The sequence below is a fragment of the Niastella sp. genome (genome assembly GCF_045805085.1).
In the GTDB taxonomy this organism is placed as follows: domain Bacteria; phylum Bacteroidota; class Bacteroidia; order Chitinophagales; family Chitinophagaceae; genus Niastella.
In genome coordinates, this window is record NZ_JBJMLX010000327.1 from 1 (window position 1) to 20,946 (window position 20,946).

At 44.2% G+C, this 20,946-nt stretch carries 24 protein-coding genes; 20 read left to right on the forward strand and 4 right to left on the reverse strand.

Translation table 11 applies throughout. From position 1 onward, the window contains the following. The first annotated feature begins 26 nt into the window (after positions 1-26). The 4 genes from ACJ751_RS17065 (at position 27) to ACJ751_RS17080 (ending at position 4,135) form a co-directional block, all read left to right on the forward strand. Positions 27-953 carry an ABC transporter ATP-binding protein gene (locus ACJ751_RS17065; RefSeq protein WP_407746730.1) on the forward strand — a complete coding sequence of 309 codons (927 nt, stop codon included), beginning with the start codon at positions 27-29 and terminating at the stop codon, positions 951-953. Positions 954-1,047: 94 nt separating this feature from the next. Beyond that, the gene (locus ACJ751_RS17070) at positions 1,048-1,797 is read left to right on the forward strand and encodes an ABC transporter ATP-binding protein (RefSeq protein ID WP_407746731.1); all 750 of its coding nucleotides are present in this window, start codon (positions 1,048-1,050) and stop codon (positions 1,795-1,797) included. A 103-nt stretch (positions 1,798-1,900) separates the two neighbouring features. Further along, a complete protein-coding gene (locus ACJ751_RS17075; RefSeq protein WP_407746732.1) occupies positions 1,901-3,007 on the forward strand; it encodes an ABC transporter permease in 1,107 nt (368 codons plus the stop codon). A gap of 9 nt (positions 3,008-3,016) precedes the next feature. Then, the gene (locus tag ACJ751_RS17080) at positions 3,017-4,135 is read left to right on the forward strand and encodes an ABC transporter permease (protein ID WP_407746733.1); all 1,119 of its coding nucleotides are present in this window, start codon (positions 3,017-3,019) and stop codon (positions 4,133-4,135) included. A gap of 60 nt (positions 4,136-4,195) precedes the next feature. On the opposite strand, the gene ACJ751_RS17085 is transcribed toward ACJ751_RS17080, so the two are convergent. Continuing rightward, a complete protein-coding gene (locus ACJ751_RS17085) occupies positions 4,196-4,570 on the reverse strand; it encodes a hypothetical protein (protein WP_407746734.1) in 375 nt (124 codons plus the stop codon). A gap of 565 nt (positions 4,571-5,135) precedes the next feature. Between ACJ751_RS17085 and ACJ751_RS17090 the strand changes: the two genes are divergently transcribed. The 15 genes from ACJ751_RS17090 (at position 5,136) to ACJ751_RS17160 (ending at position 14,932) form a co-directional block, all read left to right on the forward strand. Then, positions 5,136-5,726: a TetR/AcrR family transcriptional regulator gene (locus tag ACJ751_RS17090; protein WP_407746735.1), complete on the forward strand. Its 591-nt coding sequence runs from the start codon at positions 5,136-5,138 to the stop codon at positions 5,724-5,726. Positions 5,727-5,764: 38 nt separating this feature from the next. Beyond that, entirely contained in the window at positions 5,765-6,019 is a 255-nt protein-coding gene (locus tag ACJ751_RS17095) for a hypothetical protein (protein WP_407746736.1), read from the forward strand. Positions 6,020-6,043: 24 nt separating this feature from the next. Further along, positions 6,044-7,342 (forward strand): MFS transporter, encoded by a 1,299-nt coding sequence (locus tag ACJ751_RS17100; protein WP_407746737.1) that lies wholly within the window; start codon positions 6,044-6,046, stop codon positions 7,340-7,342. A gap of 72 nt (positions 7,343-7,414) precedes the next feature. Next, positions 7,415-7,822 (forward strand): hypothetical protein, encoded by a 408-nt coding sequence (locus tag ACJ751_RS17105; RefSeq protein ID WP_407746738.1) that lies wholly within the window; start codon positions 7,415-7,417, stop codon positions 7,820-7,822. Between the two features lie 201 nt (positions 7,823-8,023). After that, positions 8,024-8,242 (forward strand): translation initiation factor IF-1, encoded by a 219-nt coding sequence (gene infA, locus ACJ751_RS17110; RefSeq protein WP_014220632.1) that lies wholly within the window; start codon positions 8,024-8,026, stop codon positions 8,240-8,242. Between the two features lie 29 nt (positions 8,243-8,271). Further along, positions 8,272-8,388: a type B 50S ribosomal protein L36 gene (ykgO, locus tag ACJ751_RS17115; RefSeq protein ID WP_010519235.1), complete on the forward strand. Its 117-nt coding sequence runs from the start codon at positions 8,272-8,274 to the stop codon at positions 8,386-8,388. A gap of 72 nt (positions 8,389-8,460) precedes the next feature. Then, positions 8,461-8,841: a 30S ribosomal protein S13 gene (gene rpsM, locus ACJ751_RS17120; RefSeq protein WP_081203536.1), complete on the forward strand. Its 381-nt coding sequence runs from the start codon at positions 8,461-8,463 to the stop codon at positions 8,839-8,841. Between the two features lie 194 nt (positions 8,842-9,035). Further along, positions 9,036-9,440, forward strand: coding sequence for a 30S ribosomal protein S11 (rpsK, locus tag ACJ751_RS17125; protein WP_407746739.1), 405 nt, complete (start codon positions 9,036-9,038; stop codon positions 9,438-9,440). Between the two features lie 133 nt (positions 9,441-9,573). Beyond that, positions 9,574-10,179: a 30S ribosomal protein S4 gene (gene rpsD / locus ACJ751_RS17130; RefSeq protein WP_407746740.1), complete on the forward strand. Its 606-nt coding sequence runs from the start codon at positions 9,574-9,576 to the stop codon at positions 10,177-10,179. Positions 10,180-10,267: 88 nt separating this feature from the next. Next, a complete protein-coding gene (locus ACJ751_RS17135) occupies positions 10,268-11,269 on the forward strand; it encodes a DNA-directed RNA polymerase subunit alpha (protein WP_407746741.1) in 1,002 nt (333 codons plus the stop codon). A 59-nt stretch (positions 11,270-11,328) separates the two neighbouring features. After that, the gene (gene rplQ, locus ACJ751_RS17140) at positions 11,329-11,835 is read left to right on the forward strand and encodes a 50S ribosomal protein L17 (RefSeq protein ID WP_407746742.1); all 507 of its coding nucleotides are present in this window, start codon (positions 11,329-11,331) and stop codon (positions 11,833-11,835) included. 162 nt (positions 11,836-11,997) lie between these two features. After that, positions 11,998-13,107: a glutamine-hydrolyzing carbamoyl-phosphate synthase small subunit gene (gene carA / locus ACJ751_RS17145; RefSeq protein ID WP_407746743.1), complete on the forward strand. Its 1,110-nt coding sequence runs from the start codon at positions 11,998-12,000 to the stop codon at positions 13,105-13,107. Between the two features lie 63 nt (positions 13,108-13,170). Next, on the forward strand, positions 13,171-13,590 hold the full coding sequence (aroQ, locus tag ACJ751_RS17150; RefSeq protein ID WP_407746744.1) for a type II 3-dehydroquinate dehydratase: 420 nt from the start codon (positions 13,171-13,173) through the stop codon (positions 13,588-13,590). Between the two features lie 83 nt (positions 13,591-13,673). Beyond that, complete coding sequence (locus ACJ751_RS17155) at positions 13,674-14,192, forward strand: hypothetical protein (RefSeq protein WP_407746745.1); 519 nt, start codon at positions 13,674-13,676, stop codon at positions 14,190-14,192. A gap of 92 nt (positions 14,193-14,284) precedes the next feature. Then, positions 14,285-14,932, forward strand: a complete 648-nt coding sequence (locus tag ACJ751_RS17160; protein WP_407746746.1) for a hypothetical protein — start codon at positions 14,285-14,287, stop codon at positions 14,930-14,932. Positions 14,933-15,050: 118 nt separating this feature from the next. On the opposite strand, the gene ACJ751_RS17165 is transcribed toward ACJ751_RS17160, so the two are convergent. The 3 genes from ACJ751_RS17165 to ACJ751_RS17175 form a co-directional block, all read right to left on the reverse strand. Then, positions 15,051-16,922 carry a T9SS type A sorting domain-containing protein gene (locus tag ACJ751_RS17165; RefSeq protein WP_407746747.1) on the reverse strand — a complete coding sequence of 624 codons (1,872 nt, stop codon included), beginning with the start codon at positions 16,920-16,922 and terminating at the stop codon, positions 15,051-15,053. A gap of 418 nt (positions 16,923-17,340) precedes the next feature. Further along, entirely contained in the window at positions 17,341-19,725 is a 2,385-nt protein-coding gene (locus tag ACJ751_RS17170) for a M1 family metallopeptidase (protein WP_407746748.1), read from the reverse strand. Next, positions 19,670-20,317, reverse strand: coding sequence for a HupE/UreJ family protein (locus tag ACJ751_RS17175; RefSeq protein WP_407746749.1), 648 nt, complete (start codon positions 20,315-20,317; stop codon positions 19,670-19,672). Before ACJ751_RS17175 ends, ACJ751_RS17170 begins: the two co-directional genes overlap by 56 nt. Positions 20,318-20,376: 59 nt before the next feature. On the opposite strand from ACJ751_RS17175, the gene ACJ751_RS17180 reads away from it, so the two are divergent. After that, positions 20,377-20,904 (forward strand): DUF6702 family protein, encoded by a 528-nt coding sequence (locus ACJ751_RS17180; protein ID WP_407746750.1) that lies wholly within the window; start codon positions 20,377-20,379, stop codon positions 20,902-20,904. Positions 20,905-20,946: the final 42 nt, after the last annotated feature.

A 20,946-nucleotide genomic window follows, 5' to 3' on the forward strand; every position in this document is an offset into this window, starting at 1 on the left:
ACTCGTCGACTTTTAAACATTGACACATGCCATCAGTAGTTGCAAATAACCTGACAAAGCAATATGGTAAGAAAAAGGAAATCGTTCAAGCCCTTAAAGGCATTTCCTTTGAGGTAGAGAAGGGTGAGCTATTCGGCATCATTGGTCCTGATGGCGCAGGTAAAACATCTTTATTCCGCATACTTACTACTTTATTGTTACCCGATGGTGGTGCCGCTTCAGTTGATGGCCTGGATGTGGTAAAAGATTTTAAAGCCATTCGTCAGAGGGTTGGGTATATGCCGGGCAGATTTTCGTTGTACCAGGACCTGACCATTGAAGAAAACCTTGAATTCTTTGCTACCATCTTCAATACCACCATACAGGAGAATTATGATCTCATTAAAGACATTTATTCGCAAATAGAACCTTTCAAGGACAGAAGGGCAGGAAAGTTATCAGGTGGTATGAAGCAAAAGCTGGCGTTGAGTTGTGCATTGATCCATAAACCATCGGTGTTGTTTCTGGATGAACCCACCACGGGTGTAGATGCCGTTTCTAGAAAAGAGTTCTGGGAAATGTTGCGCAGTCTTAAAAACCAGGGCATCACCATTCTTGTATCAACGCCCTATATGGATGAAGCCAGTCTGTGCGACCGCGTAGCCCTGATACAGAATGGCGGGATCTTATCAGTAGATAGTCCGGAAGGAGTGATCGCTTCTTACAAACACCCACTGTTGGCAGTTAAGGATACTAACATGCTGCAGTTATTAAATCTGCTGCAACAGTATGAAGGTGTACTGGATGCTTATCCGTTTGGGGAGTTTCATCATGTGGTGTTAAAGGATGGGTATACCGCTTCCTCTATAACCACTTATTTACAACAACACCAACTGGGGCATGTGGAGGTACGTTCTATTCGCGCCGATATTGAGGATTGTTTTATTGCGTTGATGAAGGGGGGAGAAAGTTGATAAGGTTGACGGAGTTGATAGAGTTGACAAGTTAACGAGTTTATGGTTGCCGCGACAGCTTACAGCTTGATTCACCATAGAATTTGAAAAAACAATGAATACAAACAATATTGCTATACGCGCTGAGTCACTTACTAAACGCTTTGGCGATTTTACTGCCGTAGATGCCATTACGTTTGAAGTAAAGAAAGGGGAGATCTTCGGCTTCCTAGGCGCGAATGGCGCCGGCAAAACAACGGCCATGCGCATGTTATGCGGATTGTCGATCCCTACTTCGGGCAAAGCATCCGTAGCGGGGTTTGATGTATATAAACAAACCGAGCAAATAAAACGGAGCATCGGATATATGAGTCAGAAGTTCTCCCTGTATGAAGACCTTACCGTTCGGGAGAACATCCGCTTTTATGCGGGCATATATGGTAAGAGTGATGCCTTTATAAAAGAGAAAACTGCTTTTCTGCTGCGGGAACTACACCTGGAAGCAGAAGCCAATAAACTGGTAAGATCATTGCCGCTTGGCTGGAAACAAAAGCTGGCTTTTTCCGTAGCCATTTTTCATGAACCGGAGATTGTTTTCCTTGATGAACCTACAGGCGGTGTTGATCCTGTTACCCGTCGGGAATTCTGGAACATGATCTACAAAGCAGCGGAATCGGGGATCACCGTTTTTGTAACCACTCACTACATGGACGAAGCCGAGTATTGTAACCGGGTTTCCATTATGGTCGATGGCCGGATAGATGCACTGGATACTCCCACGCAGCTTAAGAAAACATTTAACGTGTCTTCGATGGATGAGGTGTTTTTAAAACTGGCCAGACAGGCTAAAAGAAGCGGTGATTGAGTTGACCAGTTAACCAGTATCCTGGTAACCGGCGACCGGAAACCGGTAACCGGTAACCGGCACTTGGATAAGAATAAGATTTAATTATTCATAAATCATTCTTATGAAACAGTTCACTTCATTTGTAAAGAAGGAATTTCATCATATATTAAGGGACAAACGAACCCTGTTTATTTTATTGGGCATGCCCATCATGCAGATCCTCATTTTTGGATTTGCATTGACCAATGAAGTAAAGAATTCGCAGATCGCCATTTTTGATCAGTCGAACGATGCCTCCACACAGGCGCTTCGCACCGAGTTGAATGCCAGTCGCTATTTTGATATTGTGCAGGATATTCATTCTTACCAGGAAATTGAAGCGGCATTCAGAAAAGGGGCCATTAAACTGGCCGTTGTTTTTCCCGAGAACTTTGCCAGCGACCTGGATCATTTCAATACCGCGCAGGTGCAACTGATCGCCGATGCATCGGACCCCAATGTGGCCAATACCCTCACAAACTATGCAACAGCTATCATTCTCGATTACCAGGACCGCATCACCAACAACCGCCGCCTGCCGTACACCATTAAAACGGAGATGCGCATGTTGTACAACCCGCAGTTAAAAGGGGCGTATAGTTTTGTGCCGGGCGTTATGGCCATGGTGCTGATGCTGGTGTGTACGTTAATGACCGCCATTACTATTGTACGCGAGAAAGAATTAGGCACTATGGAAGTTATGCTGGTATCGCCCATGCAGCCATTTAAGATAGTAGTGGCCAAAGCCGTTCCCTATTTATTGTTGTCAATCGTAAATATTACCAGCATTCTGTTGCTGAGTGTATTTGTGCTCGATGTGCCCATCAATGGCAGTTTGCTGTTATTGATCTTTGAAAGCATTTTGTTCACGCTTACCTGTCTGGCGTTTGGGTTGCTGATCTCTACTGGCACCGATTCACAGCAAACCGCCATGTTCATTGCATTAACGGGCATGTTCCTGCCAACGATCATGTTGAGTGGGTTTATGTTCCCCATTGAAAATATGCCTTTGCCATTACGGGTGATCTCGAATATAGTACCGGCCAAATGGTTTTATTATATCGTAAAAGAAGTGATGATAAAGGGGCTGGGAATTACAGCTGTATGGAAGGAGACTTTAATACTGTTCGGCATGCTGTTGTTTTTACTGGTTCTAAGTATCAGGAATTTCAAAATAAGACTCGCCTAAATTATTTATATGAGAACCTTACGTTTTTTGTTGCAAAAAGAGTTCCGGCAGATCTTCCGCGATCCATCGATCATTCGCATCATTTTTATGATGCCTTCTATACAATTGCTGATCTTGCCCTGGGCGGCCGATTATGAAGTAAAGAATATTCAGCTGAGCGTAGTAGACCATGACCATTCGCAATACTCCATGCAACTGGTTAATAAAGTAACGGCTTCCGGTTATTTCCGGTTGCAGGATTATTCCGGTTCTTACCACAACGCCTTGCAACAGGTTGAGCACGACAAATCGGACCTGGTGCTGGAGATCCCGGCCGATTTTGAAAAGAAGCTGATAAAAGAAAATGAGTCCACCCTGTTTATGGCCATCAATGCCATTAATGGCGTAAAAGCCAACCTGGGTGGCGCTTACCTGCGAAGTATAATCCAGGATTATAACCGCGAGGTACGGTTGAAATGGATCCAGATACCGCGGTTCAGTCCGGAGTTACAGGTTGAAGTAACATCGAGCAACTGGTTCAACCCTTCCATGAATTACAAGTATTTTATGGTGCCGGGCATCCTGGTAGTGCTGGTGACCATGGTGGGTTCTTTTCTGGCATCCTTGAACATTGTGCGGGAAAAGGAGATAGGCACCATTGAACAGATCAATGTAACCCCGGTAAAAAAATATCATTTCATCTTAGGTAAACTGATCCCGTTCTGGATCCTGGGTTTGCTGATCCTTACCATTGGGTTAACCATTGCGCGGGTAGCCTATGGCATTATGCCGCTGGGCAGTTTTGCGGTGATCTATATATTTGCTGCGGTGTATCTGCTGGCCGTGCTGGGACTGGGATTGCTGTTATCAACGTATACCAGCAACCAGCAACAGGCCATGCTGCTGTCGTTCTTTTTGATGATGGTATTTATTTTATTAAGCGGGTTATATACCTCTATAGATAGTATGCCGGCCTGGGCGAAGGTCATTACAAAGTTCAACCCTGTTACTTATTTTATTGATGTAATGCGAATGGTAGTACTGAAGGGTAGTGGGTTAAAAGACATCAGCACGCACATTTTTACCGTGCTGGGTTTTGCGGCGGTGCTGAATACCTGGGCGGTGATCAATTATAAAAAGCGTTCCTAGGGGCAAAAAAAATCCTCCCGATTTTATCAGGAGGAAATATTTTAGTGATGGCCCTTTCAATTAATCATAGATGAACCGGTGTGGTGAAAATTTAAAGGAAATATCGCCGGCTGTTTTGTTATAATTAATTCCTACGTACAGTTCGCCGCTTTGGGTAAAGTTTTCAGTTTTTACTACAGTACCATTTACAACCACTTTAATGGTATGTTTCCCTTCGGTATTGACAGTAGAAATACTTGTGGCTAATCCTAACAGCTCGTTGGTAGTTACCTGTGTGTTCAGTAAAGGTTGGTTATCGATCGCAACCTGCACATTATCCTTGTCAAAAGTAACTTGCACATCTACCCCCAGGTCGTACACCGTTGGGTTGTTGGCTTTGCGGCATGCGGCAAACAGCAGCAGTACCAGCGAGGTAAACAAAATTGTTTTTTTCATAATATTTGTGTTCATGGCTAACTGCACTACGACAACGGGTAAGTTGTTTTCGTTGCATGATGTATCAGAGTGCAAAGGTACAGCAACTTACGCGCTCCAAAAAATATGTTAAGACATTAAAAGTCACAGCTAAAAAATTAATACCGGGAACAGTTTCAAGTTCCATGTTTTCAGTTTTAAGTTCAGGTTGTCAGTTTGCGTGTGTACTTTTCCGTTTATAAAGATCATTTTCAGCTACAAATGGTAAAAAATAGTTGGAGTGGCATTGTTTAAAACTATAAATCGCAAATAATAATTTGAAGCGTATTGTTTCCAGTTACAAATCGCAAAAAATAGTTGGAGAATTTCGTTTCCAGTTATAAATCAAAAAAATTAGCTGGAGATTTACTGTTCTAACCAGCAAACCCCGGAAATCATGTCCGGAACAGGCTGGCCTACTAATCAGGATTTTCTTACCCATCTTTCTTATCTCATACTTCCCATTTCAGCCTTCATTTCCCAACCTCGGTGAAATTTCGGTGAAAACATTTAAAAGTGAATGAATATTCATTTATCTTTGCTCCCGATGCGCACAAGAGATACCAATAAAGAAAATAGTATCCGTAAACAGGCCATTGAAATGGTTGTAAAGGAGGGTCTTGACGGTTTCAGCATGCAAAAGCTGGCCAAGGCCGCCGGCGTGTCGCCAGCTACCCTGTACATTTATTATAAAGACCGCGAAGACCTGATAAACCAGATCGCGACTGAGATCAGCCTCCGGTTAATGGAAAGTAGTTTGCAGGGCATACATCCGAAAATGTCATTTGCCGATGGCATGGAAATACAATGGAAAAACCGGCTGAAGTTCTACCTGGAAAATATGGACGAGATGGAATTTATTGAGCAGATCCGGTACAGTCCATTATATGAGACCATCAGGCAGGTTATACGGCAAAAATTCGGGGATGTATTGGGATCGTTTGTGATGAATGCCATCAACCGGGGCGAAATGATGCCGCTGCCTTTTGAGGTGTATTGGGCCATTGCTTTTGCTCCATTGTACCAGTTGATAAAATTCCATAGCCAGGGCAGGAGTCACGCCAATGACGAGTTTACCATAAACGACGAAATGGTAAACATGACCCTGAAATTGGTATTGAAGGCGCTCAAACCTTAGTATTTTTTGTCCAATTAAGTAAATGAATGTTCATTTTTATGAATAACATTAAACCTCCTTCTTACACGAAAAAAGCCCTTCGGGTATTGGTTTTTAAAACCAACCTGGTGTCGGCAAAAGACATTCATCGCATTTCCCCAGTAATGGGTGATACACCTGGCATTCTGCGATGGAATGTTGACGAGCATGATATTGACAATGTTTTGCGCATTGAAACGTCATGGTTATTACCGGGCGACATTATTCGCGTATTGACCAATGCGGGGTATGTATGTGAAGAACTGCCTGATTAATTAAAATTTATTAAACCTAATCAAATGAATTCAACCAAACCAACCAAAGCACCCAAACCATCCTTTACAGGATACGAGGTGTTTGTGATAGCCATCCTGGCTTTTTTACAATTTACTGTTATCCTTGACTTTATGGTAATGTCGCCCTTGGGCGCCATACTAATGCCAAAATTGAAAATAACCCCTTCGCAGTTCGGCTGGGCGGTATCTGTGTACGCCTTCAGCGCCTGCATCTCCGGTTTGCTGGCCGCAGGTTTTGCTGATAAATTCGACCGGAAGAAATTGCTTATTTTCTTTTATGTCGGGTTTTTAATTGGAACCGCCTTATGCGCCATAGCCACTACGTATCATCTTTTGCTGGCTGCCCGTATTGTGACCGGCTTGTTTGGCGGGGTGATCGGTTCCGTGGGTATGGCCATTATTACCGATCTGTTCAGTATTGAGCGAAGAGGGCGGGTCATGGGTTTTGTGCAAATGGCTTTTGGCGTGAGCCAGGTGCTAGGCCTTCCTATCGGACTTGTTCTGGCCAACCGTTTCGGCTGGCATGCGCCTTTCTGGATGATTGCGGGCGTTGGCCTGATACCGGGTATCATCATTGCCCTGTATATGAAACCGGTTACGGCCCACCTCAAGTTGCAGCATGACCGTAATCCGTTTGAACATTTGGGAAAGACGATCGCCAATTCAAACTACATCTTAGCGTTTTTGGCCACCACCTTGCTGGCTACCGGCGGCTTTATGCTGATGCCCTTTGGCAGCGCCTTCAGTATTCACAACCTGGGATTGACGCAGGAAGATCTTCCTGTTCTGTATGGCATTTCGGGATTATTCTCATTCATTTTTGGTCCGCTCGCAGGTTTCCTGAGCGATAAACTGGGCAAGTATAAAGTTTTTGTTGGAGGTACCCTGATGACTATGATCATAGTGGCTATTTATACCAACCTGGGCGTAACGCCGCTGGCCATGGTCATTACGATCAATGTGATCATGTTTGCTGGTATTATGGCCCGGATGGTCTCTTCCACGGCCATGATAAGCGCCATACCGGAACCTAAGGACCGGGGCGCTTTTATGAGCATTAATTCATCGGTTCAGCAATTGTCGGGCGGTTTGGCCGCAGCATTGGCCGGCATGGTGATCGCTGAAGGGCCCGATAAAAAGCTGCTGCATTACAGCACCCTGGGTATCATTGTGATGGCAAGCATGGCAGGGTGTATGATATTGATGTTCTTCATTAACCGGCAGGTGAGCCACAAGTTTGCAAAGGCAGCGCCCGCCGCAGAACCGGCTAAAGAGATGGCTGAAGCCTTTGTTATAGAATAGTTGCACTTGAAACTTAATATGGTTATGTGGCCAGCCTTTTGTAAATTAGAAATCAACTAAAAATGCTGTCATATGATCAAAATTTCAGATCTTAAATTCGGAGATATTGTTGTGGCCGAATATGAAGGCCAGAAAAGAGAGGGAATGGTGAAGGATGTTGACCGGCCGGAAGGGAAAGCCTTGGTGGAAGCCGCGGGAAACGAGTTCTGGTATGAACCGCACGAGCTGTACCCGATAGCCCTGACTGATGAGCAAATGCGGAAGCTTGGTTTTACCAAACACGAGAACGGGGATGGTAGTACCAAGTACATGAAAGACTCGTTCAGGGTGCTGTTACCCCAAAAAGACAACTTTTCGAACCTGGAAATATGGTGGCGGGAAGATCACCGGTACCTGAACCAGCCGATCAGTATGCATGAGCTGCAAAACCATTATTACCAGATGACCAAGGTAGAATTAATGCCAGTTGCAGTTTATTAAGTTGCTTATAGTCAACTATTTAAATACGTACAAGGAGTATTGAAACAGGTTTATTGTACAGCCTGGGATCTTCAGTGCTCCTTGTATTTTTTTGGCTACATTTGCCGGGAATTAAAGGGAAAACAGGCAATTATTTTTAATTATTTCTTATTTTTTTCTTTTTTAGGATGATATTCATATCTTTGCGCTCCTTAAAATTATATGGGTAAACAACCGCTGATTAAACAGGATGGAGTAATTATAGAAGCTTTATCGAACGCTATGTTTAAGGTAAAACTTGAGAATGGGCATGAGATACTAGCGACTATCTCGGGTAAAATGCGGATGAACTACATCAGGATTTTACCTGGTGATAAGGTAGGAGTGGAGATGAGCCCTTATGATTTAACGAGAGGAAGAATAATCTTCCGTTATAAATAGTTGTAAAGCACTGTAAATAAATAAACGTTATGAAAGTTCGTGCATCAATTAAAAAGCGTAGCGCCGATTGTAAAATTGTGCGTAGAAAAGGCCGGTTATATGTGATAAACAAAAAGAACCCGCGCTTCAAGCAAAGACAAGGGTAATCAATTGGTCCCGGCTGATCCGGGAGCAAATAGAGAACCGCAACTAATAAAAATAAACAATAAAGAAAAGATATGGCTCGTATTGCCGGTGTAGATTTACCCAAGAATAAGAGAGGCGAAATAGGTCTTACTTATATTTTTGGAATCGGTCGTGCTACTTCCCAGTATATCCTGACCAAAGCAGGAATTTCACTGGATAAGAAAGTTCATCAATGGAATGATGACGAACTGAATGCAATCCGTAACATTATTACCAACGAACTGAAAGTAGAAGGTCAGTTACGTTCTGAAGTGCAAATGAGTATTAAGCGTTTGCTTGATATCGCTTGCTACCGTGGTTTGCGCCATCGTAAAGGTTTGCCTGTTCGTGGCCAACGTACACGTACCAACAGCCGTACCCGTAAAGGAAAACGGAAAACTGTTGCCGGTAAAAAGAAAGCACCTAAGAAATAATTGCTTTAAGCTACAAGGCACAAGGTACAAGACTCAAGTTATTGATTCTTGTGCCTTGCCGCTTGTGGCTTGAGCCTTTATATATTATTGCACCAATAAAACAGGTCAATTACAGATGCAGGTGCAGGCGGAGTATTGATCTGGCTTCCGCTCAGGCGGAATTATTTTAAAACTTTTAAGATTACCTAACAATTATGGCAAAAGCACAACAGCCCAGCGCAAAAGCCGCTGCGAAGAAAAGAATTGTGAAGGTGGACACCTATGGTGATGTTCACATTTCTGCAAGCTTCAACAACCTTATCATCAGCATTACCAACAAGAACGGCCAGGTTATTTCCTGGAGCAGTGCCGGTAAAATGGGTTTCAAAGGTTCTAAAAAGAACACTCCATATGCCGCCCAGATGGCTGCTGCAGACGCTGCAAAAACTGCATTCGATGCAGGTGTGAAAAAAGTTGATGTTTATGTAAAAGGACCCGGCGCCGGTCGCGAGAGCTCTATCCGCTCTTTGTCTCAGAACGGTATTGAAGTAGCAATGATCAAAGACGTTACTCCGCTGCCTCACAATGGTTGCCGTCCTCCCAAGAAAAGAAGAGTATAGTAATATTTTATGATTTAGTGATTTGGAACTCCCAAGTCACTAAATTTATTTATATATCAAAAAGGATACACGATTGATTTTTAAGATTTTTAGGATCGTGTATCGTCACCAAAAAATCTAATTTAATAACAACATGGCACGTTACACTGGTCCAAAAACAAGAATCTGCCGTATTTTCGGCGAGCCTATCTTAGGCAATGGTAAATATCTGTCAAAGAACAGCAATCCTCCCGGTATGCATGGTGGTACTAAAAAGCGTAAAGCACCCGGTGAGTATGCATTACAGTTGAAAGAAAAGCAAAAAGCTAAATATACTTACGGCGTTCTGGAAAAACAATTCCGCAAAACCTTTGAAGAGGCAGCTCGTATTAAAGGTGTTACTGGTGAAAACCTGATCAAATTGCTGGAAGCCCGTTTGGATAACGCCGTTTACCGCCTGGGTCTTTCTCCTTCACGTCCCGGCGCACGCCAGTTGGTATCGCACAAACACATTACTGTAAACGGAGCGGTGGTAAACATCCCTTCTTACCAGTTACAACCTGGCGATATCATCGGCGTTAAAGAAAAAGACAAAGCAAATGCTTCTATTACCGGCGTTTTCCGCGGTAAAAATCAGAAGTTCAGCTGGCTCGACTGGAACGAATCTGAGATGAGCGGTACTTTCGTAGCTTATCCAGAGCGTGAAAGTGTTCCTGAGAACATTAAGGAGCAGTTGATTGTTGAGTTATATAGCAAGTAATCGTGAGCTCGATCCGTATCGGGTGAAACGCTTACCTTAATCACTCACATTCACAGTTCTACTAACGTAAAAAATAGAAATTTATAATATGGCGATTTTAAATTTCCAGAAACCTGACAAAATAGTTTTACAAAAAGCAACGGAATTTGAAGCTCAGTTTGAGTTTCGCCCGTTAGAACCTGGTTACGGCGTAACCATTGGTAATGCTTTGCGCAGAGTATTGTTGAGTTCATTGGAAGGGTTTGCTATCGTAGGTATTCGTATTGAAGGTATCGACCACGAGTTTGCTACCATCAAGGGTATTACCGAAGATGTGCTGGAGATCATTTTGAACCTGAAACAGGTTCGGTTCAAGAAGAAAGTAGATCATGAAGTGAGTCAGGAGAAGATTACCCTGAGCATTAAAAATAAAGCAGAATTCACAGCCGGCATGATCGGAGAAGCTACACAAAACTTCGAGATCATGAACCCCGATCTGTTGATCTGCATCCTGGATTCATCAGCGAAGCTGGACATTGAACTGACCGTTTCAAAAGGTCGCGGATATGTTCCTGCTGAAGATAACAAAGTGAAAGATGCGCCATTTGGCTACATCCCCACTGATGCTATCTTCACCCCGATCAAAAACGTAAAGTATGCTATTGAAAACACCCGTGTTGAACAGCGTACTGACTACGAAAAGCTGATCATGGATGTTTCTACCGATGGCACCATTCACCCTGAAGAAGCGGTGAAACAAGCCAGCCGGATCCTGATCCAGCACCTGATGATCATCACTGACGAGAACATCACTTTTGATAACAAAGAAGATAAGAAAGAGGATGTGGTGGATGAGCAAATGCTGCAACTGCGCAAAATACTCAAAACCCCACTCGAAGACCTCGATCTGTCTGTACGCGCTTTCAACTGTTTGAAAGCTGCAAAGATCAACAGTTTGAGCGAGCTGGTTCAATACGAACAGGAAGATCTGATGAAGTTCAGAAACTTCGGTCAGAAGTCACTTGCTGAAATTGAGCAGGTACTGGCTGAAAGAGGTTTGCACTTTGGTATGGACTTAAGCAAGTTGGGCTTAGACAAAGAAGAACTCTAGTATATTTATAATGTAGACTGTAATTCCTGACACGGTACAGTCGATAAAACAACAACGTCATGCGTCACGGCGACAAAATTAACAACCTGGGCAGAACGGCCTCCCACCGGAAGGCGTTACTGAAGAACCTGGCTAGTGAACTGATTAAGCACAAGCGTATCAATACCACATTGGCAAAAGCAAAAGCACTGCGCACATTTATCGAGCCGCTGGTAACAAAGGCTAAAGATAATACGACGCACAATCGTCGTGTAGTGTTCAGCTACCTGCAAAATAAAGAGGCAGTTACCGAACTGTTTGGCGCTATCGCCGAGAAAGTTGGTGGCCGTCCTGGTGGTTATACCCGCATCATTAAGCTGGGTATCCGCTTGGGTGATAATGCTGAAACAGCTATGATTGAACTGGTTGACTTCAACGAGATCTACGGAAAAGGAAAAGGCGAAGTTAAAGAAGCTGCGAAGAGAACCCGTCGTGGTGGAAGTGCCCGTAAAAAGGCTGATGACACAGCTGCCGCTCCTGCCGCTGAAGCAACTGAAGAAAAACCAGCAAAAAAAGCAGCAAAGTAAAAATGACCGAATTGGTTTTTATAAAGGAGCAAGACTTTTATTAGTCTTGCTTTTTTTTTGCCTTGCCGGGATTTGGTTTCGAATATTTAATATCCTGTGAACAAGAAATTGAACTGGTACGTTAATTATTGTGTTATTTTTGCAAAATTTTTTTATAGTAAGATGTCGAATACGCTACAAAAACCCGCTGTTTTGTTATTGGAAGATGGCACCATTCATTATGGTAAAGCCTTTGGAAAAATAGGCACTACAACTGGTGAAATTTGTTTTAATACCGGGATGACCGGTTACCAGGAAGTATTTACTGATCCCAGTTATTATGGGCAGGTTGTTATTATGAACAATGTGCACGTAGGTAACTATGGAACAAAAGACACTGATGTTGAATCTGATAGTGTGAAGATTCGTGGAATGATCGGTCGCAACCTGGAAGAACAGTACAGTCGTAAACAGGCTACTGAATCACTTGATCAATACCTGATCAAAAACAATATTGTGTGCATTGAAGGGGTTGATACCCGCGCGCTGGTAACGCACGTGCGCACAAAAGGCGCCATGAACTGCATCATCTCATCTGAAATAACCGATGTTGAGCAGTTGAAGAAAGAACTCGCAAAAACGCCCAACATGGACGGCCTGGAACTCGCCAGCGTGGTAAGCACCACCAAGCCATATACCCTCGGCGATCCCAACTCACCGGTTAAGATTGCGGTGCTCGATTTCGGCACCAAACAACACATTCTTACCTGCATGGTGGAGCGGGGCGCTTATGTAAAGGTATTTCCTGCCAAAACGCCTATCAGCGAGCTGAAAGCCTTTGCACCCAATGGTTATTTCATCTCCAACGGTCCTGGCGACCCTGCAGCGATGGATTACGCCATCATCACCGTAAAGGATGTGCTGAAAGAAAAAGTACCCACCTTTGGTATTTGCCTGGGCCACCAGTTAATAGCCCTGGCTAATGACATCAATACGTATAAAATGCACCATGGTCACCGTGGCCTCAACCACCCGGTTAAGAACCTGCTTACCGGCAAATGCGAGGTAACTACGCAAAATCATGGATTTGGTGTTGATCCTGAGTCTGTTAAGAAGGCTAAAAACATCGAGATCACCCACGTGAACCTGAACGATGATTCTATTGAAGGCATTAGAATGAAAGATCAACCGGCTTTCTCGGTTCAATACCACCCCGAAAGCACGCCTGGTCCGCACGACAGCCGTTACCTGTTCGATGACTTCATCAATTTGATCAAAGAGCATATGAACTAATATAAAAGGCAAAAGGTGGGTCACTCTTTGAGAGTGGCTCACCTTTTTTTATTATTATTAAGCATGAAAATAGCTATCATTAACGGTCCAAACCTGAACCTGTTAGGAAAACGCGAACCCGGCATTTACGGCAGCACTTCCTTCGACGATTACCTGGCTACATTGAAAAGCAAGTACCCCCAGGTAGAGATCCATTACTACCAGAGTAATGTGGAAGGCGAGCTGATCAATGAATTACAGCGGGTTGGTTTTGATTACGATGGCATTATCATGAACCCCGGTGGTTATACCCACACTTCCGTAGCTATCGGCGACGCCATAGCGAGCATAAAAACTCCGGTAGTGGAAGTACATATCTCCAATGTACATGCACGTGAGGAATTTCGTAAACTGTCACACGTTTCAGGTAAATCGGCTGGCAGCATCATCGGGCTCGGGTTGAAAGGCTATGAGCTGGCACTGCAATTCCTGACCACGAAATAACACTGATACAAACAGACAATTACGCTGTTACATTTGTTGTCTTTTTCATAAGAACCCCATTGAAAAAATGGTTAAATTTAAGAATGAGACACCTTATACTATTCAGCACAATACTGCTGTTAACGATGCACGCCGGGGCGCAATCTGCCCGTAAAACGCGTACTATAACCACCTCATTTTCGAAGAACGGCACCATTTCGGGGGATACCACATTCTTTAAATATGATGGCCAAAGCATTGGCCAGTTCGGTGCCCTGACGCGGTTTTTTAACAGGAACCTTCGTGTTCCAATGGCAGCGGATGGATCGGGAATGGAATTAGGGACCTGCAACCTCTTTTTAATAGTCGATACAGCCGGCAAGGTAACGAAGACCTGGTGCGACTCGGTAACCAATACTGCGGTTGAAAAGGAAGTTTTACGTGTTGCAGGTAAACTGGCCACCATGAAACCCACTACCATCAAAGGAAAGCCTGTTTTTACAAAAGTAATGGCTTCAATAATTATGGCCTATGGCAAAGATAATGAACCTTATACGGGCAGGCAGGCAGACGTCATTGTTATAGCTTATGACCCCGTTCATAAAAAAGCGCTCGGCAGGTAACAGCTGCCGGCACCGGGTGTTGAACCATGACAATGAAAAAGCCAGGGTTGGCGTTATTATTGCGGGTTATTACCATTATGAAATCTGTTATCATGCGTTTGATCTTATTTGTGTTCGTGTTGAGTTCTATGAGCAGCTTTGCCCAATGGAAAAGCTATAAACTTACTTCATCAGGCGATACCCTGAACCGGATTGATAAAGTTAACCGTAAATGGGGGCCCTGGAAAATACATTACGATAATGTACGCGGCGAAGCCGGGTATGAAGAGGAAGGCTGGTTCGAAAAGGACCGGAAGGAAGGAGAGTGGCGTTTATATTCCCTCATGGGCGACCTGGTAGGCATAGAATACTATAAATGGGGGCTGAAGGACAGCGTTTGCCGCTATTTTACCAAAGATGGCCAGTTGAAGCTTGAACAAAGCTGGAAGGCGCTGAACCCCGATAAAGAATATGATACACTGGAAATTGAAGACCCCGATAAATTTGATACCTACCGCACCGTGATCGTAAAAAATGAAGGCGCGGCTATTAAACACGGGGTATGGAAATATTATGATCCCGTCACCGGCCAGGTAGTACGCTCTGAAGTATATACACTGGGAAAACTGGAAGAAGCAGCCAAAGCCCCGGTAGCCACAGAAAAGAAAGCGGTAGCCAAACCAAAGGAAGTGGTAGAGTTTGAAAAGAAGAATTCGGGTAAGAAGAAGGTGAGGTATAAAGATGGAAGCGTGGGTGGGTAATAAACAAATGTGAAAATGAAATTCAAAAATACAGATATAAGAAAAGCCCCGGATTTACCCGGGGCTTTTTCATTATAAGGAGCTGTTGTTAGCTTGCTAATTGCCTGTTGTCAATTGCCTATTTCTTGATGAAGCGGCTGGTCAATGTAACATTGCCGGCTTGTGCTTTCAGGATGTAAATACCACTTACAAGTGTGCTCACATCTACAGTGGTGTTAAGCGCACTGCCATCAGAAGCCAGGTGGGTGAATTTCACCAGGCGGCCGTTCAGGTCAAACACCTGTAAACCCACTGAGCCGTTCATACCATCGGGCAGTTGAACCTGCAGTAAATCTCTGGTGGGGTTAGGGAATACCGCCATGCTGGTGGTTAACTGACCATCGAATTTAATGATGAGTATTTTGCTGTATTTAATGGCGCCATCTATATCCTGCATGTTCAACCGGTAATAGTTGCTGGTGGACATATAAGGGCTCTGATCGGCAAATGAGTAATTTTTGGTAAGGCTGCCGTTTCCGGAAGCTGCTACCTGGCCAATGGACTTGTAAGTTTTACCATCGGTGCTGCGCTCGATCACAAATTGTTTAACGCCTTCTTCGCTGCTGGTTTGCCATTGCAATACTACTTTGTTGGTTTGCTTTTGCGCATAGAAAGATGACAATACCAATGGCAACGCAACCGCATCGTTATTAAATACAGCCAGCACTACATTGGGGGTGCTTTGAGTGTTAGCGACTGCATATATTTTGTTTCCTGATAATAGCATGGCTGTCGGGGTTACGTTGGCGCCTATTGAGCCGGTAGCTATACCATTAAGGCCAGCCCCAAAATTACCATCAAGCGTGCCTGCATTAACGCCTGTGCCAATATAGCGTACCAGCATAAAATCGAAAGTGGGGCCGCCACTGCCGTCTGTTCCGCCGCCTACAACTATTTTATTGTCGTTTTGAATAGCTACGCTGCTAACACCTTCGTTGCTATGAAAGGTAGCAACATCGGTGACCACAATACCTGGGGTGCCTGTGGTGTTAAATCCGGGATCCAGCACGCCTGCGGCAGAGAGACGGATAAGCGCAATATCCGGATTTCCTCCGGTGGAAGTAGTGCCCGCCACTACTATGTTACCATTGGCGTCAATGGCCACTGCATTTCCTTCATCATGATTGCTATTAATAATATTCTGGGTTTTTATTCCATCAAAATCAAAGCTGTTTACAAACCCACCTGTGGAGGTAAGCCGAAGAATGGCAAAATCCGAATTGGCATTTCCCGAATTACTTGTACCGGCTACTATAATATCGCTGGAAGTTTTGTCGATGGCTATGGCTTTAGCGACATCTGCCCCCGTGATGTTCTGTACAATGTATCCAGGTGTGAGTGCGGGCGAGGGATTAAATGTATTATCAAGCATGCTGCCGTCAGCTGTATAACGGGCTATTATCATGTCCTGATCTACTGAACTGCTGGCGGTGCCAAACCCGGCCACTACTATTTTATCATCACTTTGAATGATCAGTGCATTCACTTCATCAATACCACCAAAATCCGTATTTACCGTACTCTTTAGTGCACCGGAAGTTCCATCAAAACGGGCAACAAAAAAGTTATGGTCGCTTGCGTAGGTCCAACCGGCCACTACTACAGTACCGTCGCTTTGCAACCCAATGGCATTACTATGTGTGGTCAATGTACTAAACCGGTATCTTACGGTACCATTACCGCCAAATGCCAGGTCTAACGTGCCATTATTCAAATAGTGAGAGATGAAAAGGGAGTCGTCAGAGGCGCCTTGGATCCAACCTGTTACATAAATACTGCCATCGCTGGACTTTATTGCCATTCCTTTTGTAAAATCACCTTGACCATCAATATCATTGATCGTATAGCCAGGGGTACCCGTTGGATTGAAACCGGTATAAAGTGTACCCGGTTGTGCGTACAGGTACACGCATGTGAATAGCATTAAGAGTGTAGAGGTAAACTGCTTCATAAGTATATATTGTCTTTAGATATAAGCTATATCAGGAACATAGAAATTGGAGTGGAGTCATTTCAAAGGGATTGGCTGATGTAATAACAAAAAAAGGAAGGAACATCATGACCTACAGCATCAATAAGGGATAATGGTACAAATAACAGATTGCTATTGGGAGATTGGAGCCTTAAAACGGTGGAAATTCAAAGGAATGGAGTGCTATATTAGAAAGAAAAACCCAGATTAAGAAGCACCTCCGGATTTTAATTTCAGGTGTGGCAAAAATAATGTATTAAGTACTAATGTGCAATCATCAATTTATCCCCATAAGGGTTTACCATCAGGTAGGTATATTCTTGATAAGCTGTGCTAAATAGAGCGCAAAAAAAATCGTCCCGACAAGGTCGGGACGATCTGTATATGAACCTGTTATTTAAAATCCTTTTTTCTTCTCCTGCGCTTTTTGCATAGGTGTTACCCCTGTTGATTGTCCGCGCGGTTGTTGTTTTGCTTTAAATATAGAAAACTTTGAAGGCGTTGGCATGGTGCCCCAGCTGTTGTTCGATTCATCGATATCAGCCGTTTCACGCATGGGATCCAGTTTAATGGAAGCCACTTCTTTGTCTTTAATGAACAGCTTGTTTACACTGTTCTCATTATGACGCCAAACCTGCGCAGGAATGCGGTCTACCTGTTTGCTGCCATCTTTAAACGTCCATTCTAAAATTACAGGCATTACCAAACCACCTTTGTTGCTTAAGCCTACCTGATAGAAATATTTACCGGCTACTTTTTGTTTGGTAGCATCATCCACCGCTTCGGCAGTGGCAGGTACAGTAACCTGGAAGGCGGTGGTATCAACTTGTTCCAGTCCACGGTCATATCGCCAGTAGAAATCGTGCAAAGTAGTATCCTGATCGGTCAGGAAGTGAATGCTCTTGTCTTCCCGGTTACGTTGTTTTGAGATATCATCAAAGGCAGTAACCATGGGTTTATCTACAACTTTATCAGCAACGGCATCGCCTGCTATGGTACCATTGGGATCAACCTTGAAGGATTTCACGGAGTCGATGGCAATATCGCAGGCATCGGTTCCAAAGAACCAGCCGCGCCAGAACCAGTCCAGGTCTTCGCCGGATGCATCTTCCATAGTACGGAAGAAGTCGGCTGGTTCGGGATGTTTAAATGCCCAGCGGCGTGCATATTCTTTAAAGGCATAGTCAAACAGTTCGCGGCCCATAATGGTTTCGCGCAGCATATTCAACCCGGTAGCTGGTTTGGTATACGCATTGGGACCAAAGCCAATGATGTTCTCTGAGTTCGACATAATAGGTTCCAGCTTGTCTTTTGGCAGTTTCATGTAATCAACAATGGCCCAGGCTGGTCCTTTTCCGCGAATAGGGAATTTATTATCGTATAATTCTTCAGTCAGGTATTCTACAAATGAGTTCAGGCCTTCATCCATCCAGCTCCATTGACGCTCATCGCTGTTAATGATCATGGGGAAGAAGTTGTGACCCACTTCATGAATGATAACACCCAGCATACCGTATTTGGTGGCTTCGCTGTACGTGCCATCCTTATCGGTACGGCCATAGTTGAAGCAGATCATGGGGTATTCCATCCCATTGGCTGCTTCAATACTTTGCGCTACCGGGTAAGGGTAGGGGATGGTGAATTTGCTATAGGTTTTGATCGTATGGGCAACAGCTTTGGTTGAGAACTTGCTGTACAGGCCATAGGCTTCCTTGCCATAAAAGCTCATACACATCACCTTTTTGCTTTCTACAACCGCTGGCATGGCATCCCATACAAATCTGCGGGAAGAGGTCCAGGCAAAGTCGCGCACATTATCAGCTTTGAAGATCCAGGTCTTCTTTGTTTTGCTTTTGGTGGCCTCCGCTTTTTTAGCTTCCTCCAGGGTTACTATTTGAACGGGTTCTTTAGCTGTTTGTGCCTTTGTATAACGGGCCATTTGCGTGGGCGTTAACACTTGTGCATAGTTCTGGCATTCGCCGGTTGCGCCTACCATATGGTCGGCCGGCACGGTCATTTGCACTTTAAAGTTGCCAAAGGTTAACGCAAACTCACCACGACCGGTGAACTGGTGGTTCTGCCAGCCCTGGAAATCGCTGTATACGCACAAGCGGGGATACCACTGGGTAATAGTGAACAGGTAATTGCCATCTTCAGCAAAAAATTCATAACCACCGCGGCCACCATAGGTAAAGCGGTCGGCGATCTTGTAATTCCAGTTAATGTTGAAGGCGAATTTTTGTCCGGGTTTTAAAGCCGTTGGTAATTCAACACGCATCATGGTTTTGTTGATGGTGTATTTGAGCGGGGCGCCCAATGCATCGGTGATCTTTACAATGTTACAGCCATAACCATTGTCTGAATTACCTTCTTCATAGCGGTCTACCATGGCTGCATCCAGTTTTGGGGGCATGGCGCTGCCGGTTTGGTAATTGGCGTTTTTGGTTGAACTGTGCTCGTTCTCATCCAGCTGTAACCACAAATACGTAAGCGTATTGGGTGAGTTGTTAAAATAAGAAACGGTCTCGCTGCCGGTCAGTTTCAGGTTGGTTTCATCAAGTTCGCACTTGATATCGTAATCGCATTTTTGCTGCCAGTACTTAGGACCGGGCGCACCACTGGCAGTGCGGTATTCGTTGGGTGTTGGCAGTATGGTGCCCAACTGTTCGAATTTATTTCCGTGGTTGGAACCCGGGTTGTTCTGTATGTTCTGGCCTTGTGCGCCATTATACAGTGTCGCTACAGCAAACGCCAGAAACAAGAACTGTTTTTTCTGATTCATCATGGTAGTTTTTATGAAATGGGAATCTTTGATACGCCCAAAAGAGTGAAATCACCAAAATTAAGGCAGATGCACCTCGCAACCATACCATTCTTGATAATTTAAGTAATCGCACTAGTAAAAATGATAACAGCAGCACGAGAAGCACAATAAGTAACTGTGCGGCTTCTATGCCAATGTTAAAGGCCAGTAAGCGCCCAATGATGCCCTCTTTGCCTTCCAGGCTCAGGAGCGTTCCTGCAAAGGCCAGCCCGTGTATTAAGCCGAAGAACAGGGCAAAGAAGTAGATCACCGGTAACCGCTTTTGTTGTTCGGCCTTGTGTTGAACCAGGTTGTTAACACAGGTGGCCACAATCGTAAGCGGTATCAGGAACTCGATCCAACTGGTGTTTACATGAATATAATCCAGCGCGCTCAGCGCCAGCGTTAATGAATGACCGATGGTAAAGGCCGTCACCAGCACCACTACTTTTTTCCAGTCCTGCCACAAATAACGCAGACACAAAGCAGTTACGAACAGGATGTGATCCAGCGCATCGGGGGTAAGAATGTGGTCTGTTCCCAGTCTAAAATAAATTGTGAAATCCTGCATATTGCCGTGAAGGTGTTAAAATAATTAAGAGATTTGTAACCTTAAAATTTTCATGTTTAATGGTAATACTACTATTTAAATGGTTGTTCCCGGCTTTAGCAACTTTTAGCAGTCATTCCGGCGCGCCGGCCAATTCCCTGGCACGCCATCCGTTGTTTGTAAGTGTTACTGAAATGAATTACAATGCCGCTGACAAAGACCTTGAAATAAGCTGTAAGATCTTTACTGACGATTTTGAGAAAACGCTGGCAAATGTATACCACGCCAAAGTTGATCTTTCTGCTCCTGCCAATAAGAAGGAGAACGACAAACTGGTGAATGAATACATTAAAACCCATTTGCTGTTAAAGCTGGATAATAAGGCAGTAACGCTGAGTTTTGTTGGGTTTGAAAAAGAGAACGATGCTGTATGGGGTTATTTTGAAGTGGATAATGCCACCACGGCCCCTAAAAAGATCGACGTGGTAAATTCCATCCTGTATGAATCATACGATAAACAAATGAATCTGATGCATGTGACGGTAGGTGGAAGCCGCAAAAGTACAAGATTGAATTATCCCGAAAAGGAAGCTTCTTTTCAATTTTAAGTAAAAGGCAGAGGGCAGAAGGCAGAAATGCCGCGACGCGGC

What these genes read in the sequence shown, in the direction of transcription:
- rplQ (WP_407746742.1), top strand. Translation starts at nt 11,329, where the DNA reads ATGCGTCACGGCGACAAAATTAACAACCTGGGCAGAACGGCCTCCCAC.
- ACJ751_RS17080 (WP_407746733.1), top strand. Translation starts at nt 3,017, where the DNA reads ATGAGAACCTTACGTTTTTTGTTGCAAAAAGAGTTCCGGCAGATCTTC.
- aroQ (WP_407746744.1), top strand. Translation starts at nt 13,171, where the DNA reads ATGAAAATAGCTATCATTAACGGTCCAAACCTGAACCTGTTAGGAAAA.
- ACJ751_RS17170 (WP_407746748.1), bottom strand. Translation starts at nt 19,725, where the DNA reads ATGAATCAGAAAAAACAGTTCTTGTTTCTGGCGTTTGCTGTAGCGACA.
- ykgO (WP_010519235.1), top strand. Translation starts at nt 8,272, where the DNA reads ATGAAAGTTCGTGCATCAATTAAAAAGCGTAGCGCCGATTGTAAAATT.
- ACJ751_RS17165 (WP_407746747.1), bottom strand. Translation starts at nt 16,922, where the DNA reads ATGAAGCAGTTTACCTCTACACTCTTAATGCTATTCACATGCGTGTAC.
- ACJ751_RS17135 (WP_407746741.1), top strand. Translation starts at nt 10,268, where the DNA reads ATGGCGATTTTAAATTTCCAGAAACCTGACAAAATAGTTTTACAAAAA.
- ACJ751_RS17095 (WP_407746736.1), top strand. Translation starts at nt 5,765, where the DNA reads ATGAATAACATTAAACCTCCTTCTTACACGAAAAAAGCCCTTCGGGTA.
- ACJ751_RS17175 (WP_407746749.1), bottom strand. Translation starts at nt 20,317, where the DNA reads ATGCAGGATTTCACAATTTATTTTAGACTGGGAACAGACCACATTCTT.
- ACJ751_RS17180 (WP_407746750.1), top strand. Translation starts at nt 20,377, where the DNA reads ATGGTAATACTACTATTTAAATGGTTGTTCCCGGCTTTAGCAACTTTT.
- rpsK (WP_407746739.1), top strand. Translation starts at nt 9,036, where the DNA reads ATGGCAAAAGCACAACAGCCCAGCGCAAAAGCCGCTGCGAAGAAAAGA.
- carA (WP_407746743.1), top strand. Translation starts at nt 11,998, where the DNA reads ATGTCGAATACGCTACAAAAACCCGCTGTTTTGTTATTGGAAGATGGC.
- ACJ751_RS17105 (WP_407746738.1), top strand. Translation starts at nt 7,415, where the DNA reads ATGATCAAAATTTCAGATCTTAAATTCGGAGATATTGTTGTGGCCGAA.
- infA (WP_014220632.1), top strand. Translation starts at nt 8,024, where the DNA reads ATGGGTAAACAACCGCTGATTAAACAGGATGGAGTAATTATAGAAGCT.
- ACJ751_RS17160 (WP_407746746.1), top strand. Translation starts at nt 14,285, where the DNA reads ATGCGTTTGATCTTATTTGTGTTCGTGTTGAGTTCTATGAGCAGCTTT.
- ACJ751_RS17075 (WP_407746732.1), top strand. Translation starts at nt 1,901, where the DNA reads ATGAAACAGTTCACTTCATTTGTAAAGAAGGAATTTCATCATATATTA.
- ACJ751_RS17070 (WP_407746731.1), top strand. Translation starts at nt 1,048, where the DNA reads ATGAATACAAACAATATTGCTATACGCGCTGAGTCACTTACTAAACGC.
- ACJ751_RS17065 (WP_407746730.1), top strand. Translation starts at nt 27, where the DNA reads ATGCCATCAGTAGTTGCAAATAACCTGACAAAGCAATATGGTAAGAAA.
- ACJ751_RS17085 (WP_407746734.1), bottom strand. Translation starts at nt 4,570, where the DNA reads ATGAAAAAAACAATTTTGTTTACCTCGCTGGTACTGCTGCTGTTTGCC.
- ACJ751_RS17100 (WP_407746737.1), top strand. Translation starts at nt 6,044, where the DNA reads ATGAATTCAACCAAACCAACCAAAGCACCCAAACCATCCTTTACAGGA.
- ACJ751_RS17090 (WP_407746735.1), top strand. Translation starts at nt 5,136, where the DNA reads ATGCGCACAAGAGATACCAATAAAGAAAATAGTATCCGTAAACAGGCC.
- rpsD (WP_407746740.1), top strand. Translation starts at nt 9,574, where the DNA reads ATGGCACGTTACACTGGTCCAAAAACAAGAATCTGCCGTATTTTCGGC.
- ACJ751_RS17155 (WP_407746745.1), top strand. Translation starts at nt 13,674, where the DNA reads ATGAGACACCTTATACTATTCAGCACAATACTGCTGTTAACGATGCAC.
- rpsM (WP_081203536.1), top strand. Translation starts at nt 8,461, where the DNA reads ATGGCTCGTATTGCCGGTGTAGATTTACCCAAGAATAAGAGAGGCGAA.